Annotated in this window: 14 protein-coding genes; 2 read left to right on the forward strand and 12 right to left on the reverse strand. The window is 29.3% G+C overall.

The features are described from left to right. Positions 1-548: 548 nt before the first annotated feature. Genes SOR60_RS05105 through SOR60_RS05115 form a run of 3 tightly spaced genes read right to left on the reverse strand, consistent with a single transcriptional unit; the run spans position 549 to position 2,467 of the window. On the reverse strand, positions 549-1,463 hold the full coding sequence (locus SOR60_RS05105; protein WP_320595395.1) for a TlpA family protein disulfide reductase: 915 nt from the start codon (positions 1,461-1,463) through the stop codon (positions 549-551). Continuing rightward, positions 1,447-2,334: a 4Fe-4S binding protein gene (locus tag SOR60_RS05110; RefSeq protein WP_407654222.1), complete on the reverse strand. Its 888-nt coding sequence runs from the start codon at positions 2,332-2,334 to the stop codon at positions 1,447-1,449. Before SOR60_RS05110 ends, SOR60_RS05105 begins: the two co-directional genes overlap by 17 nt. Beyond that, complete coding sequence (locus SOR60_RS05115) at positions 2,321-2,467, reverse strand: CD1871A family CXXC motif-containing protein (RefSeq protein ID WP_320595417.1); 147 nt, start codon at positions 2,465-2,467, stop codon at positions 2,321-2,323. The genes SOR60_RS05110 and SOR60_RS05115 overlap by 14 nt, the downstream gene beginning before the upstream one ends. 116 nt (positions 2,468-2,583) lie before the next feature. Between SOR60_RS05115 and SOR60_RS05120 the strand changes: the two genes are divergently transcribed. Together SOR60_RS05120 and SOR60_RS05125 are read left to right on the forward strand one after the other, a co-directional pair. After that, positions 2,584-3,258 carry a response regulator transcription factor gene (locus SOR60_RS05120; protein ID WP_320595397.1) on the forward strand — a complete coding sequence of 225 codons (675 nt, stop codon included), beginning with the start codon at positions 2,584-2,586 and terminating at the stop codon, positions 3,256-3,258. 31 nt (positions 3,259-3,289) lie between these two features. After that, on the forward strand, positions 3,290-4,378 hold the full coding sequence (locus SOR60_RS05125) for a sensor histidine kinase (RefSeq protein WP_320595398.1): 1,089 nt from the start codon (positions 3,290-3,292) through the stop codon (positions 4,376-4,378). Between the two features lie 33 nt (positions 4,379-4,411). Here SOR60_RS05125 and SOR60_RS05130 read toward each other — a convergent pair whose 3' ends face one another. From SOR60_RS05130 to SOR60_RS05170, 9 genes are all read right to left on the reverse strand, one after another. Further along, positions 4,412-5,662: a dicarboxylate/amino acid:cation symporter gene (locus tag SOR60_RS05130; protein ID WP_320595399.1), complete on the reverse strand. Its 1,251-nt coding sequence runs from the start codon at positions 5,660-5,662 to the stop codon at positions 4,412-4,414. Between the two features lie 144 nt (positions 5,663-5,806). Continuing rightward, on the reverse strand, positions 5,807-6,892 hold the full coding sequence (gene trpS / locus SOR60_RS05135) for a tryptophan--tRNA ligase (protein WP_320595400.1): 1,086 nt from the start codon (positions 6,890-6,892) through the stop codon (positions 5,807-5,809). 64 nt (positions 6,893-6,956) lie between these two features. Then, a protein-coding gene (gene prfB / locus SOR60_RS05140) for a peptide chain release factor 2 (protein WP_320595401.1) occupies positions 6,957-8,064 on the reverse strand; the annotation gives its coding sequence in 2 pieces (ribosomal slippage) (positions 6,957-7,988 and positions 7,990-8,064; 1,107 coding nt in all). A 6-nt stretch (positions 8,065-8,070) separates the two neighbouring features. Continuing rightward, on the reverse strand, positions 8,071-10,782 hold the full coding sequence (gene secA / locus SOR60_RS05145; protein WP_320595402.1) for a preprotein translocase subunit SecA: 2,712 nt from the start codon (positions 10,780-10,782) through the stop codon (positions 8,071-8,073). 120 nt (positions 10,783-10,902) lie between these two features. Beyond that, entirely contained in the window at positions 10,903-11,340 is a 438-nt protein-coding gene (gene aroQ / locus SOR60_RS05150; RefSeq protein WP_320595403.1) for a type II 3-dehydroquinate dehydratase, read from the reverse strand. Next, positions 11,321-12,808 (reverse strand): shikimate kinase, encoded by a 1,488-nt coding sequence (locus tag SOR60_RS05155; RefSeq protein ID WP_320595404.1) that lies wholly within the window; start codon positions 12,806-12,808, stop codon positions 11,321-11,323. Before SOR60_RS05155 ends, aroQ begins: the two co-directional genes overlap by 20 nt. Continuing rightward, the gene (gene aroA / locus SOR60_RS05160; RefSeq protein WP_320595405.1) at positions 12,809-14,032 is read right to left on the reverse strand and encodes a 3-phosphoshikimate 1-carboxyvinyltransferase; all 1,224 of its coding nucleotides are present in this window, start codon (positions 14,030-14,032) and stop codon (positions 12,809-12,811) included. After that, complete coding sequence (gene aroB / locus SOR60_RS05165; RefSeq protein WP_320595406.1) at positions 14,007-15,050, reverse strand: 3-dehydroquinate synthase; 1,044 nt, start codon at positions 15,048-15,050, stop codon at positions 14,007-14,009. Before aroB ends, aroA begins: the two co-directional genes overlap by 26 nt. Beyond that, on the reverse strand, positions 15,050-15,856 hold the full coding sequence (locus tag SOR60_RS05170) for a prephenate dehydrogenase (RefSeq protein ID WP_320595407.1): 807 nt from the start codon (positions 15,854-15,856) through the stop codon (positions 15,050-15,052). Before SOR60_RS05170 ends, aroB begins: the two co-directional genes overlap by 1 nt. Between the last annotated feature and the right edge of the window lie 71 nt (positions 15,857-15,927).

The raw sequence follows: 15,927 nt of genomic DNA on the forward strand, positions 1-15,927 counted from the left end.
TATCAATATTTTTTGAAGGGAGGTTTTAAAAACAGGTAAAAAAACTATAAAATCAGCTGCAAATTTTCATGAAAATTTGACAGTTTATTAAGTTCGTATAAAATTAAGATAAGCTCCATCCCTATAGGAATGGACAGATATTGATACATAAAAAATTGTATCAACCCTTACCCATTGATCAGGATTTAGGTTGATACACAAAACTATTTACAGACCCTTACCAGCTTATCTAGTAGTCTGCACAAGCCTCTATAATACATAATTCCTATACTTACCGAATTAAACTGTAAAATATTACATTAAGCACAGTATTTACCAACTATTTCTTAAGAGTAGTTTTTTATTTTCTTTTTATCTACAATATAAACATAATATGATACCTCTATTACTAAAATTTATATTTCCTTTTTATATTTTGATTTTTAATCACTTGAAGTTAAACTCAATACTCCACCTATATATGAGGCGGAATATTAAGTTAATCACATTTTTTCACAAACTTACTGAAGTAAACAATGAAAAAATTTTATAAATACGATATTTTTTATTTACTTAGATTTACTAAGTATTTTGTCAATTCCATCTTTTACACTTTCCATAATTTTTTCATTATCAATTCCACCTACTATAGGCTCTCCAACTATGTTTCCATCCTTATCTACAAGAATAGATGTAGGATAAGACATAATTTTTCCTGCATATTCTCCAAGATCACTAGATGGATCAAGTGATATATTTTTATACTTTATTCCTTGTTTATCTAATATATCCTTAGCTTCTTTAATAGCCGTATTATTCCCATCAATTGCTTCTGTATTTATACCTATAACTTGACCTCCTTTTTTATCAATCTCGTCATTTAGCTTTTGAAGTTCTGGAAGCTCTCTTACACAAGGTGAACAACCATTAAACCAGAAATTTACTAAAGTTACTTTCTTATCTTTAAAAATATCATTAGATATATCTTCCCCATTTAAAGTTTTTGCATTAAAAGCTGGAAATTTTTGTAAATCATCACTTTCTTCATTTGAACTTTGAGACTTCTCAGTATCTTTTTTTAATTTTGAAAGTTTGCTTTCAATATCTTTTATTTGTGCCAAATCATTATCTATTTTTTTCATATCTTCTTCACTAAGCTTATCTTTTGATTTTTCAACAAGACTCTTTAGATATTCATCATAAGGCATCTCCTTACTTTTTTCCGTATCATTCTTATCAGCTTTTTCAAAAACCTTATTCCAAAGATTCTTGTTATTTGCAATAATGTCATTTTCCTTACTAGTAAGTTCTATAATTTTATCGTCTGTATTTGATGATGAGTCTTTTTCTTCTGTTTTAACTACATTTTTATTATCTGTATCATTATTTTTATGTCCACATGCTCCTAATACCAAAGATAGACTTAAAGTAATTGCTAATACTTTAACTGTTTTTTTAATTTTCTTCTCATTTTTTATTATCATTTTTATTTCCTCTTTCTAGTCCAAAATTAAATTTAATTGCATCAGTTGGACAAGAACTAATACACATACCACATCTTATACATTCAGAATGATTTTGACTTTTCCTTACGTTTACATCCATTTTACATGACTTAACACACTTGTTACAAGATATACACTTTTTTTTATCTAAAATTATCTTAAATAGAGAAATTTTGTTAAATAAAGCATAAAAGGCTCCTAAAGGACATATCCACTTACAAAATGGTCTAAAAAATAATATACTTAGTATTATAAAAATTATAAGGATAGTAAGCTTCATATTAAATAAAGGTCCAAGTGCTGCCCTTATAGATGTATCAACAATAGATAAAGGAATAGCACCTTCAAGAACACCTTGAGGACAAATATATTTACAAAAATATGGATTACCCATCCCTAGGTCATTATTTATAGTAATAGGTAAAATCACTACAAAAACAGCAAGAATTATATACTTTAAATACTTAAGTAGTTTTAGTTTTTTAGTAGAAATTTTCTTAGTAGGGATTTTATGTAGTAATTCTTGAAAAAGCCCAAAAGGACACAAAAATCCACAAATTAATCTTCCAAATAAAACTCCAATTAGTATCAAAAATCCACTTATATAATATGAAAATTTAAATTTACTTGATCCAACCACTGCCTGATAAGCACCTATAGGACAAGCCCCACTAGCAGCAGGGCAAGAATAACAATTAAGTCCTGGTACACAAATTCTTTTAAAATCCCCCCTATAAATTTTTCCCTTTATGAAGTTTGTAAGATGAAAATTAGTAAGTAGACTTGCCAAAATTTGTATAAGAAACCTATGCTTTGATATTATTTTTGATTTTAACTTATCCAATTCCAACACACTCCAAACACAAGTTTATAGCTTTAGAAAATACAGTATCAACTTCACCACGATATGCACCATAAATTATAAATACTAAAGCGAGAACAAGACTAAAAACTTGTACATATTTTTTCTTTTTTATAATAATCACTCCTTTTTTCTTATAGATTTATCTTACAAAAATCCATATAAAATTTATGTTAAGAAATAATATTAAGCAAAAATTTACTGACTTTTGTTATAATTATTATAAAGGTGAATCTTATGAAAATTTTGATAGTTGAAGATGAAGTGATTTTAAATAAAACTATAAATACAAGCCTAAAAGAATCAGGTTATGAGGTTGAATCAGCCTATGACGGAAAAAAGGCCTTAGATTTGGTCTTAGTTGAAAATTATGATTTAATTGTACTCGACCTAAATCTACCATTTATAGATGGAATGGATGTATTAAAGACTATAAGAAAAAATGATGATGAAACAAAAATAATCATTTTATCCGCTCGTAGCCAAATCGAAGATAAGGTTGAAGGTCTTGATTATGGAGCCAATGACTTTTTAGAAAAGCCATTTCACCTAGATGAGCTTAAGGCAAGAATAAGGTCATTAACAAGAAGAAGATTTATTCAAAATAATAGCCTACTTTCTTTTGACGGAATAACTTTGGATACAAAAACAAGACTTACAAAAATTAATAATTCATCTATTATCTTAACCAGAAAAGAGACAGGAATCTTAGAATACTTACTTATAAATGAAGGTCGACCTATAAGTCAGGAAGAGTTAATTGAACATGTGTGGGATTCCAGTATAGATATGCTATCAAATTCTATAAGAGTTCACATATCAGCCCTTAGAAGAAAACTAAAAAAAGAACTATCCTATGATCCTATAGAAAATAGGATAGGCGTAGGATATCTTTTAAGGAAAAGAAAATGAAAAAATTTCCTTAAGATTAAGAATTGCCATAATGACAGCCCTCCTTGTTGGTATAAGCTGCATAGCTATGAACTTTTTTCTTAATAAAACAGCCTATTACTACATGGACTCCTTAAATGGATATATTGCTGATGTAGAAAGTGATGAGAAAATTTATATAAAGATAGATGAGGATAAGATTGATGATTTTTTCAGTACATTTTCAAACCAAGTAGTTAATACAAAGATAAATTTTTCAAAAAAATCTGCACTTATAACTCTTATAATAAGCTTAAGTGGTGGAATCTTATCCTATATTATAAGTGGAAAATCACTTAAGCCCTTGGATGATTTTTCTCAAAAAATTGAAAAGATTGAGTTGAAAAATATTAAAGAATACCAAATAAGAGATGAAGAAATAAAAGAATTTGAAAAGATTAAAAATTCATTTAATAGAATGCTTAAAAGACTTGATGAATCTTATAAGGCCGAAAAAGAATTTACAAGAGGAGCAGCTCACGAGCTTAAAACTCCACTTGCAATAATAAATTCTCAAATAGACTTATATGATGAGATGTATATGAATGATGATGAGGTTAAAGATTTAATTCACATGATTAAAAATGAAAGTGATAGACTAAAAAAACTTGTAACAAATCTTCTAGATATAAGCGAACTTAATTCAATAAAAAGAGATGAAAAAATAGAAATTTCATCACTTATAGAAGAGGTAAACCAGGACTTAGCATACCTTTCAGATAAGAAAAATATAAGCATAGAAAATAAATGTGATGAGTCTTATATTCTAGGAAATGACATCCTAATATATAGGGTATTTTATAATATTATAGAAAATGCCATGAAATATAATAAAAAAGATGGCTATATTAAAATTTATTCTAAGATAAAAAAAGAAAGTATTAAAATTTTTATAGAAGACTCAGGTATAGGTATAGAAAATAATGAAAGAGATAAAGTCTTCATTCCCTTTTATAGGATAAATAAGGAAAATCAAAAAGAAAAGGGATCAGGTCTTGGTCTTTCCCTTATTTATAAAACTATTAAAATACACGGAGGAGAAATAAAAATTCTTGATTCAAAAATTGGTGCTAAATTTTCTATAAAATTTCCTTTAATATAGAAAAATCAGACACAAGTGCCTGATTTTTCTATATTAGATTTCTTTGGCATTTATTATATCTTCATTAAAGCCATCTTTGTAGTCATCATTTTTTACTATATGTTTATTAAATATCTTATCTATACCAACTGAGATTGCTGTATCTCCTGATATATTTGCTGCTGTTCCAAATGAGTCTTGTGTCAAGTAAAGTGTTATTAAAAGTGATGCAAGTTCTCCTTCAGATGGAATACCTACTACAGGTAAAAATGGTAGGGCACTCATTACCGCTCCACCTGGTGCATCTGGTGCTGCAACCATTGCAATTCCCAAAATCGCCATATATTTTAGCATTAGTAGGTAAGAATGATCCATTCCATACATTACAAGAATTGTAAATGTACAAGCTGTAATTGTAATCATGGAGCCTGGCATATGTACTGTTGCTCCTAAGGGTATTACAAAGTCTCTTATTCCTTTAGTTACACTATTTTGCTTAACACATTCTAAGTTTACAGGAATTGTTGCAACTGATGATTGAGTTCCAACTGCTGTTAAATATCCTTTCACTTGGTTTTTCATAAGTGTAATAGGGTTTTTCTTTGTGTATACACCATTTATTATAAAGAGTATTGAAATATATACTAAATGAAGTGCTATTACACATAAGAATATTTTCCAAAATATGGAAAGTACTGCAAATACTGATCCTGTAAAAGCCATCTTTGAAAAGTTACCAAATATAAAAAATGGTAAAAGTGGTACTATAGCTGTCGATAATACTTTTGTTATAATATCATTAAATTCTCCTACAAGTCCATATGAATATTCTCCTCTACCCTTTTTCCTAAGCCATGATATAGCTATACCCATCATAAATGCGAAAATAATTGCGGATGTTACATCAAAAAATGGTTTGATAGGTACTTCAAAGTATGGGTTCACTTCGATATTACTAGATGCTTGGATCTTAGCTACTTGGTCTTGGCTTATAAAAGATGGAAAAATACTTGAACTCATTATATATGATAAGGATCCACCAATAAGTGTTGAAACATATGCTATAAGTACTGTTACTGCTAATAACCTTCCAGCACCTTCTCCAAGATCTGCAATTCCCTTAGTTACAAAAGCGATAATCATAAGTGGTATAACAAAGTTTAAAAAAGCACCAAAAATGGATGAGAATGTTACCGCTATTCTTACAAACCATTCTGGTAGATATAAACCTGCTATAGTACCTAGGGCAATCGCTATCAAAAGCTTAGGTATTAACCCTAATTTTTTCTTTTTAGTTTTGTTCATTTCTCTAAATACTCCTTTTTAGCTATATTTATCTAATCAAATAAATATAGATTCGTTCATGACTACCTTTTCATTATAACATAGTAATAAAAAAGTGCAAGAAAACTTACACTTTTTTTAACAATCTACTTTTCAATTTTTATGCTACTTTTCATATTTTGCTTGAAGACTAAGAATTAAATCCCTATCATCAAAATAATTTATACCCATAGCTTCTTTTACTTGAGCAAGTTTCTTTTGACCATATTCGCTCGCTTCTTTAGAACTCTTTTCAAGGATTTCAAAAAGTTTATTTATATCTCTAGCATAATATGCTCTTCTTTCTCTTATAGGTTCAAGTTCATCTTCAAGTACTTTATTTAAGAATTTCTTTATTTTAACATCTCCAAGTCCACCACGTCTATAGTGATTTTTTAATTCATCTAAATTCTTATAATCTGGAAGATATTTTTTAAAATGAGTTTCATCACAAAAAGCATCAAGATAGGTAAAAACCGTATTACCTTCAACCTTCCCTGGATCAGATATCTTTAAGTGATCAGGGTCTGTAAACATACTCATTACCTTTTTTTTAACTGTTTCTTTTGAGTCAGATAGATATATGCAGTTATTAAGTGACTTGCTCATCTTAGCATTTCCATCAGTTCCTGGAAGTCTTCTACATACCTTATTTTCAGGAATTACAGCTTTTGGTTCTCTAAAAATTTCCTTGTAGGTATGATTAAAGGAGCGAACCAATTCTCTAGCTTGCTCGAGCATTGGTTCTTGATCTTCTCCTACTGGAACTATATTTGAATCAAAAAGAATAATATCTGATGTTTGACTTACAGGATAGATTAAAAATCCTGCAGGAAGGCTAGTTTCAAAATTTCTAAGCTTTATTTCACTTTTTACTGTTGGATTTCTCTCAAGTCTTGATACTGTAACCAGATTAAGTAAATAAAAAGTTAATTCTGTTAGCTCTTTAACATACGATTGGACAAAGATTGTTACCTTTTCTGGATCAAGCCCTACTGACAAGTAATCAAGCATCACCTCTGTTATATTTTCTCTTATTTTTTGAGGGTTATCAAAATTATCAGTAAGAGCTTGTGCGTCTGCTATCATTACATACATCTTATCAAAGTTTCCTTCATTTTGAATCTTAACCCTATTTTTAAGTGAACCAACGTAATGACCTAGGTGAAGTTTTCCAGTCGGCCTATCAGCTGTAAGTATTATATCTTTCATTTTTTCTCCTTATATAAAAAGCTGTCTTAAGAAAAATCTCAAAACAGCTTAATTCTAGAAAAAGCTATTTGCTTTCTCCACTTGCTAGATATGAATCTATAAAACCATCTATATCTCCATCCATAACAGCCTCCACATTACCTACTTCATAATTGGTTCTGTGATCTTTCACAAGTGTGTATGGATGAAATACATAAGATCTAATCTGACTACCCCAAGCAATTTGAGTGTAGTTTCCTTGAATGTCTTCTATTTTTTCCCTATGTTCTTCTTCCTTAATTTGAATAAGTTTAGCATAAAGAAGTTTCATAGCTGTTTCTTTATTTTGTGTTTGGCTTCTTTCAGCTTGAGATGAGGCAATAACCCCTGTTGGAATATGAGTAATTCTAACTGCAGAGTCAGTTTTATTTACATGTTGACCACCTGCTCCACTTGCCCTATAGGTATCTATCCTAATATCTTTGGGGTCTATTTCAACTGTCATATCATCATTTAATTCAGGAAATATATCTACTGATGCAAAAGATGTATGCCTTCTTTTTGATGAATCAAAAGGAGATATTCTTACAAGTCTATGGACTCCCTTCTCTCCCTTAAGATAACCATATGCATAAGGAGCTTTTACATGTATGGTAGCAGATTTTATTCCACCAGCCTCTTCATTATTTAGGTCCTGAAGCTCAAATTTAAAATTTCTTCTTTCAAAATACCTAGTATACATTCTCATAAGCATTTGAGCCCAATCTGTTGCCTCAAGCCCTCCTGCTCCTGCATGTATTACCATATAAGCATTATTTTTGTCATATTCTCCATCAAGTTCAACTTGTATTTTGAATTTTTTAAGTTCTTTTTGTATTTGTTTTAGTGAATCTTCAATTTCATTTAGCACATTAGTTTCATTAGTTTCTTCTATTATTTCTAATAGATCACTATAATCTTTTAAGTTATCTACAAATCTTTTATAATTATTAAACTTATCCTTTTTTTCAGATAAACTAGTCATAATTTCTTGAGCTTTTTGACTATTATCCCAAAAGTCTTTTGACATAGATTTTTTTTCTAAAATCTTTATCTCTTCACTTAAGCTATCTGGGTCAAAGACGAACCCCGATCATTTCTAAGTTTTTATTCTCAATTTCAATCATCTCTTTTAATTCGTAAATTTCTGCCATAATTACCTATCTTTTTATCTTGGATTTATTTCGTTCTCTTCTAAGTCTTCTTCTTTCAGCCCTATTTGTAGCTTCTTCTTCCTCTTGAGGATTTTGAGTTTTTTCTTCTTCTGGTTTTAGTACTTGCTTTCTTTCGATGTTTTGTCTAATTTCAACACCCATCATAAGTCTTACAGTTTCTTCTTGAATAGACTTTGTCATTTCTTCATACATATCAAATCCAGTATTAGTGTAAGCTCTAACTGGATCATCATTACCCATTGCTCTTACACCTATTTCTTTTCTCATTTGATCCATTGAGTCTATATGTTCCATCCATTTTGTATCTATAACCCTAAGAAGTACAACTCTTTCTACCTCTCTCATGTTATCTTCACCAAACTGTTTTTCTTTTTCCATATATTTATCAAGGCTTATTTGATATATATAATCTATCAACTTTTCTTGGGTGTATTCATTTATATTTGGAAATCTTAGGTTTTCTACAGGTATACCCATTGTGTTAAGATGATTTAATAAGGCCACCATTTCCCAATTTTCAGGTTTTATTTGTGGATTTGTAAAAGAGTATACTGCTGATGTAATTGAATCCTTAAGCATACCTAAGATTGAATCCCTCATATTTTCCCCATATAAAACTTGTTTTCTTTCATTGTAGATTATAGTTCTTTGTTTATTCATAACATCATCATATTGAAGAACCCTTTTTCTTGTCGCAAAGTTATTTGCCTCTACTCTTTTTTGGGCCTTTTCAATAGATTTTGTTACCATTTTTGAAACTATAGGTTCATCTTCTGGATAATTGTGGTTTTCTACAAATTTAGATACTTGCTCCCCTACATTAAGTCTAATAAGGTCATCTTTTAGAGAAATAAAGAATCTTGATCTACCTGGATCACCTTGCCTACCTGAACGACCTCTTAACTGATTGTCTATACGTCTTGATTCGTGTCTTTCAGAACCTATGATATATAGTCCACCAAGTTCTCTTACCTTTTCAGCTTCCTTGTCAATTCCAGATTTAACTTGTGACTTATAATGTCTGTATTTTTTCCTAATTTCAAGGATTTCTTGGTTGTCTGTATCTTGGAAGGAATCTACTTGTTCCAATAATTCATCTGATATCCCTTCTTTTTTAAGTTTTTGCTTTGCCATGTGATCTGCATTACCACCTAGCATAATATCTGTACCACGGCCTGCCATATTGGTTGCTATTGTAACAGATCCAAGCCTTCCTGCTTGAGCAACTATATCAGCTTCCCTTTCGTGATTTTTAGCATTTAAGACAACATGTTTTATCTTTTCTTTCTTTAGTTCATTTGAAAGTTTTTCTGAACTTTCAATTGAAATTGTACCTACAAGGATTGGTTGACCTGTAGCATGTACTTTTTTTATTTCTTCAACTATAGCATTGAATTTTCCTCGTTCATTAATATAAACATGATCAACATCATCTACTCTTTGAATAGGCCTATTTGTTGGTATTTCAACTACATCCAACTTATATATTTCTGAGAATTCTTCTTCTTCAGTTTTTGCTGTACCTGTCATACCTGATAGCTTATCATACATTCTAAAGTAATTTTGGAAGGTAATTGTAGCTAAAGTTTTTGATTCTGATTGTACTTCTACACCTTCTTTGGCCTCTATTGCTTGATGAAGACCATCTGAATATCTTCTTCCTTGCATAATACGACCTGTAAACTCATCTACTATCATAACCTCACCATTATTTACTACATAGTCTATATCTCTTGTCATTGTAGTATTTGCCTTAAGTGCGTTGTTAATATAGTGGGAAAGTTCAAGATGTTCTGGGTCTGATAAATTATCTATCCCAAAGAACTTTTCAGCCTTTGCTGTACCTTTTTCTGTAAGGTTTGATGATTTTCTTTTCTCATCAACTAAAAAGTCTACATCTTCAACAACAAATTCCCTATCAAACGGATCTTGGTCTAAATCTTCATTTGGATCTAATATTCTTCCTTCAAGTCCCTTTATAAACTCATCTGCTCTTTGATAAGTATCAGTAGACTCATCTCCCTCACCTGATATTATAAGTGGGGTTCTTGCCTCATCTATAAGAATTGAATCAACCTCATCAACTATGGCATAGTGGAGTCCCCTTTGCACCATATTATCCTTATATATAACCATGTTATCTCTTAAGTAGTCAAAACCGAACTGATTATTTGTACCATAAGTTATGTCACAAGCATAATTTTCTTGTCTTTCTGAGTTTGTAAGTCCATAAATTATACAACCTACACTTAGGCCTAAAAATGAATAAACTTTTCCCATCCATTCTTGGTCCCTTTTTGCTAAGTAATCATTTACTGTAACTATATGAACTCCTTTTCCTTCAAGGGCATTAAGATAAGCAGGTGCTGTTTCTACAAGGGTCTTACCTTCACCTGTCTTCATTTCTGCTATTTGTCCATTATGTAGAACAATTCCACCTAGAAGTTGAACTGGGTAGTGTTTCATTCCTAATACTCTATCGCTTGCCTCTCTTATTGTAGCAAAAGCTTCAACTAGAAGGTCATCAAGTGTTTCTCCATTTTTAAGTCTTTCTTTAAATTCTATCGTCTTGTGTTGTAACTGTTCATCTGTTAATTTTTGCATATCTTCATCTAGAGCAAGGATTTTATCAACAATCTTTTTATTGTTGTCTATCTCCTTTTGACTAAATGATTTAAATAAATTTAATAACGCCAAATTCTTCACCTCTAATTCACTGTATACCCTACCATTTTTCTTATATTATTCAATTTGCTAGGATTAAACTCTCACAAATATAATATTAAATGAAAATCCTTCAAATGTAAAATATTTTTATTAAATTTTACTGTAATTTTCTTTTAAAAAATCTATGGCTTTCAAATAGCCATCAAAGCCTAATCCCTTTATTGTTTTTTGGGCATAGTAGGAAACAAAAGATATCTTTCTAAATTCTTCTCTTTGATCTACATCTGTAAGATGAACTTCGACAGTTGGTATAGAAACAGCCTTAAGGGCATCAAGTATTGCTACTGATGTATGTGTGTAAGCTGCAGGATTTATAACTATACCATCATAGTTCTTGTAGGCTTCTTGGATTTTATTTACCAAATCCCCCTCATAATTTGACTGATAGATTTCAACCGTTATTTTTTCTTTTTCACAATAGTCTTTAATTGTCTTTATCAGATTTTTATAATTTTTTTTCCCATAAAGCTCTTTTTCCCTTATTCCTAACATATTTAAGTTAGGTCCATTAATAACTAATATTTTCATAAAATATCCTTATAATTTCATCACTACAATCATTAATATCAATATTTTCAACACTTACATCTTCAAATTTCTCATACAAGTCCTTTCTTTCCTTATATAAGTCTTCAATTCTTTTTTCAAGTGATAGTGGTCTACCTTCTATGGCAAGCTTATCTAAATCTCTTTTTATATTAACAATAAAAGAGTTCTGCTTAAGATAATAATAATTTATTCCTTTTTTTATTACCCCTCCACCACAGGCTATAACAAGACCAACCTTTTTGCCATATTCTTTTAAAATTTCACTTTCTTTTATTCTAAATTCATCTTCTCCATATCTCTTAAAAAAGTCCTCTATATTTCCATATTTTTTTTCGAATTCACAATCTATATCTATTAATTCTCTATCAAGTTTTTTTGAAAGTATACTAGCAATGCTTGTTTTGCCAGAGCCTGGCATTCCAATAAGAGCTATATTCATTTGTTCTTTAAAAATCGAACTTCTTATTTGGCAAATTTTTTTATCATCAATTTTTTTACCTAAAAAGTATTCAGCAGCCCTAACTCCTTGGGCTATTAACATATCAAGACCTGTGGTAAATGTAATCCCCCTAATTTTACTATCTATAGATAAGTTTGTCATAAAAGGGTTATATATGCAATCAACAAAAGCTTCAAGGTTTTTAAAATCATCAACGTTAATATCAGAAAGTTTTTTTTCATTATTAGGAAACATACCAACAGGAGTTGTATTTATAATAATTTGATAATCTATATAATTGCTTACATCCTTAAAGAAGGGCTTAAATCTTCTAGATAGTCTTACAATTTTTTTAGCACCTAAATCTTCTAAAACTACTTTTACGGTATTACTTGTAGCACCCTTTCCTAGAATTAAGACTTTTTTTCCGTTTATATCAATTTTGTGTTTTTTAAGATTATATAAAAAGCCTTCATAATCAGTATTGTAACCATAAAGTTTACCCTCTATATTTACTATAGTATTTACAGCCCCTATTTTTTCAGCCTTATCTGATATTACATCCAAATATTTTATAACATCGTTTTTATATGGAATAGTAACATTTATAGCTTTGAAATCTCTTTTTTGAAAAAAATCACTAAGTTCATCTTCATCTTTTTCAAAATATTCATAAGTGTAGTTTCCAATTTTTTCATGAATTATTTTTGAAAAAGAGTGACCAAGTTTTTTCCCTAAGAGTCCATACCTTTCGCATTTTTTTTGCAAATTTTTCGACTGTTCCATAATAGTTTTGTAGATTTCTCTAAAATACGGCCCATATTTTTTATTTTCTTTTTCCAAATTTTTAAGAATTTCATTCTCTCTTTCTTTATCAAAAATAGGCTTATTATTTTCTTTTTTATATAAGCTAACCTCTTTTGAAAGATCAAATCTCTTTTCTAACAATTTTATAAGTTTCTCATCTACCTTATCTATGTCAAATCTTATATCTTTTATATTTCTCATTTATTCACCTATCTTAATTCTCCCTCCTAATTTTTCAAAGTCATTAAAAAAGTTAGGATAAGACTTATTAACTGCTTTATAGTCTAGTATTGTAATATCTTCACTCGCAAGGTTTGATGCAATACTTGCTGCCATTACTATTCTATGGTCATTAAAAGAATCTACAACTCCTCCTTTAATTTTTCCTTCCACCTTAAGATCATCTCCCCTTATCTCAGCTTTTGCCCCTAGGTTGTTTAGCATTTGACATGTTGATATTAGCCTATCACTTTCTTTTATCCTAAGTCTTTTTCCATTTACTATATAAGAGGGCTTATCTAATGTTGTAAGAAGGATAGCTGTGATTGGAGCAAGATCTGGAATTTGTGATATATCAATTTTAAGAGTTTTTCCATTATTCTTATGTTCTTTTATTCTTTCTATTATACTTATTATTTCCTTATCTTTTTGTGATGTATTGAAATTTAAATTATTAATTTTTATATCAGAACCCAAAAGATTCGCTCCATAAAAAAAGGCTGAATTTGACCAGTCTCCTTCTACATAGTATTTTTTGGGTGATATAATTTTAGGATTTTCTATCTTATAGGAGAATCCTTCTTTTATAACATCTACATTGAAATCCTTCAAGACATCAATTGTAATATCTACATAACCAACGGATTCTGCAAGATTATCAAGTTCAATAAAAGTTCTAGCACTCTTGCTTCCAGCAAGTAGAAGAGCCGTAATATATTGACTAGATTCATCATGGGATAATTTAAAATTCCCTCCCAAAAAATCTCCTGAAATAGTAAAGGGAAGTCTATCATTATCTATAGAAAGTCCGTTTTCTCTTAAGTTTTCAATCAAAGCAAGATTCGGTCTTTGGCTTAATCTTTTTTCACCTATAATTTTAATTTCTTTTGCAAAGTGAGTACTTACTGCTGTAAAAAATCTCAAAGATGAACCTGACTCATACATATCAATTATAGCCTTATTTAGTTTCTTTTGACTTGGTATTAGTATTATCTTATCCTCATATCTTTCTATATAAGCACCTAAATCTTCTAGGGCTTTAATGGTAACATTAATGTCTTTAGAAAATTCATTAATAAAAATTTCTGTTGGACTATCTGAAAGTCCTGCCATTATTAAAGCTCTATGAGCGAAAGATTTAGAAGAGATTGCATCAATCTCTCCTTTTAACTTTCCCTTTTTAATTGTAATCTTGTCTGTTTTCATATATCTTTCTTAAATCCTTTAACCCTATTTCAATAAGCTCACATGAACCTATTTCCTTTACTGCAACAATAGTTATTCTATCTTTTCTAGACTTCTTATCTACCATGCATAGCTTTAATATTTCTTCCGTATTGAAATCTATATTATCATATAAGCCATATTTTTCTAATAATTTTAAGAAATCATTATAAAAGTCTTCATTAAAATATTTAACCATAATTAACATACCCAAGGCTACAGCATGACCATGACCTATCTTAAAATTGGATTTTTTTTCTATGGCATGACCAAAAGTATGACCATAATTTAAAATTTGTCTTATACCTAAATCTTTTTCATCTTCTCTAACAACTTCTCTTTTTATATCAATGCAAGATTTTATTACTAATGGAAGATTTTCATAATTTTTATCTATCTTCTCTTTCATGAGTTCTTTAAGTAGAGATTTATCTCTTATCATTGCATACTTAATTGCTTCAGCTAATCCATCATTAAAAGTATAGTCAGACAAAGTTTTAAGGAAATCAGTATCTATAAAGACCTTCTTAGGTTGGTAAAAGGTCCCACATAAATTTTTACCTTCCTTTAAATTTACAGCTGTTTTTCCACCAACAGATGAATCTATAGCTGATAAAAATGTTGTAGGAATTGCTATAAAGTCTAGTCCTCTAAGATATAGGTTTGAAAAAAGTCCTGTTATGTCTCCGACAACTCCACCACCAAAGGCTAATACTAGATCAGATCTTCTATATTCATTTTTAGCTGCAAATTCTAACATTTCAATAAGATTTTCTGTATTTTTAGAACTCTCACCATTTTTAAGTATATAAGTCTTATAAAAAAAGCCATCTAATTCTTTAAGTATTTTTTCTTTATGTATATTAAATACCAAGTCATCACTAACTAAAAGAATCTTTGAATTTTTATAATTTTCTTTTAAATATCTATTAAGACAATTTATTGAGCCTGCATTTATTTCTATATCATATGGCTTATCTAAATCTACTCTAAGTTTCATTACCACATCTTCTTTCTTATATTAGATCCCTTCAAAAGTATGTCTTCGAGAGATTTTCTATCATTATATATTAAACAATTTTTTATATTTTTTAAGTTATCAATAAGGATATCTATATCTTCAAGCAAAAACTTTCTATTTTCTAAAAAAAGCTCAGACCAAAGTTTTTCATCAATCTTTGCTACTCTTGTCATATCCTTTAAACTTCCTGCAGCAAATCCATCATAATTTAAACTCTTATCATTTAATATGTAAGCATTTGAAATCACATGGCAAAGCTGAGAGGTAAAAGATATCATTTTATCATGTACTTCACAAGATGCTTTTACAAATTTACTAAATCCTATAGATTTAAATAGAAAAACTTCTTCCTCATTTAATTCATCTACATAAATCATAGAAGCATCCTTATATAAGTCATCTATAGATGATTTAAAACCATAAATTTCTCTACCTGCCATGGGATGGATTGATTTATAAATAAATGAACCTTCACTTTCAAAAGATTTAATCAAGGGATAAACTTCATTTTTTACTCCTGCTATATCCATTACAGTATTTTTAAAATATTTATGATTTTCTTTAACAAAATCCATAATAATATTTGGATTTAAGCAAATTATTGTTAAATCCATTTTGGATAAATCTTCTAAATTTAAAATTTCCCTTATTCCAAAATTTTTCCCATCTTCCAGACTTTTTTTGTCTATATCATAGGCAAAAATATTATTATTAGTATATTTTATAAAAGCCTTGGCAAACGAACCACCCATTAAACCAAGACCTACTATTGCTATATTTTTCATTTTACACCTTTTTTTATAAATATTTTTTTATATTATACCAAAATTCACCTATAAAAAAAAGGCTAGCTTAG

This window comes from Anaerococcus porci (assembly GCF_034090325.1).
GTDB classification, from domain to species: Bacteria; Bacillota; Clostridia; order Tissierellales; family Peptoniphilaceae; genus Anaerococcus; species Anaerococcus porci.

What these genes read in the sequence shown, in the direction of transcription:
- aroA (WP_320595405.1), bottom strand. Translation starts at nt 14,032, where the DNA reads ATGAAAACAGACAAGATTACAATTAAAAAGGGAAAGTTAAAAGGAGAG.
- trpS (WP_320595400.1), bottom strand. Translation starts at nt 6,892, where the DNA reads ATGAAAGATATAATACTTACAGCTGATAGGCCGACTGGAAAACTTCAC.
- SOR60_RS05170 (WP_320595407.1), bottom strand. Translation starts at nt 15,856, where the DNA reads ATGAAAAATATAGCAATAGTAGGTCTTGGTTTAATGGGTGGTTCGTTT.
- SOR60_RS05125 (WP_320595398.1), top strand. Translation starts at nt 3,290, where the DNA reads ATGACAGCCCTCCTTGTTGGTATAAGCTGCATAGCTATGAACTTTTTT.
- aroB (WP_320595406.1), bottom strand. Translation starts at nt 15,050, where the DNA reads ATGAAACTTAGAGTAGATTTAGATAAGCCATATGATATAGAAATAAAT.
- SOR60_RS05105 (WP_320595395.1), bottom strand. Translation starts at nt 1,463, where the DNA reads ATGATAATAAAAAATGAGAAGAAAATTAAAAAAACAGTTAAAGTATTA.
- aroQ (WP_320595403.1), bottom strand. Translation starts at nt 11,340, where the DNA reads ATGAAAATATTAGTTATTAATGGACCTAACTTAAATATGTTAGGAATA.
- SOR60_RS05155 (WP_320595404.1), bottom strand. Translation starts at nt 12,808, where the DNA reads ATGAGAAATATAAAAGATATAAGATTTGACATAGATAAGGTAGATGAG.
- SOR60_RS05120 (WP_320595397.1), top strand. Translation starts at nt 2,584, where the DNA reads ATGAAAATTTTGATAGTTGAAGATGAAGTGATTTTAAATAAAACTATA.
- SOR60_RS05130 (WP_320595399.1), bottom strand. Translation starts at nt 5,662, where the DNA reads ATGAACAAAACTAAAAAGAAAAAATTAGGGTTAATACCTAAGCTTTTG.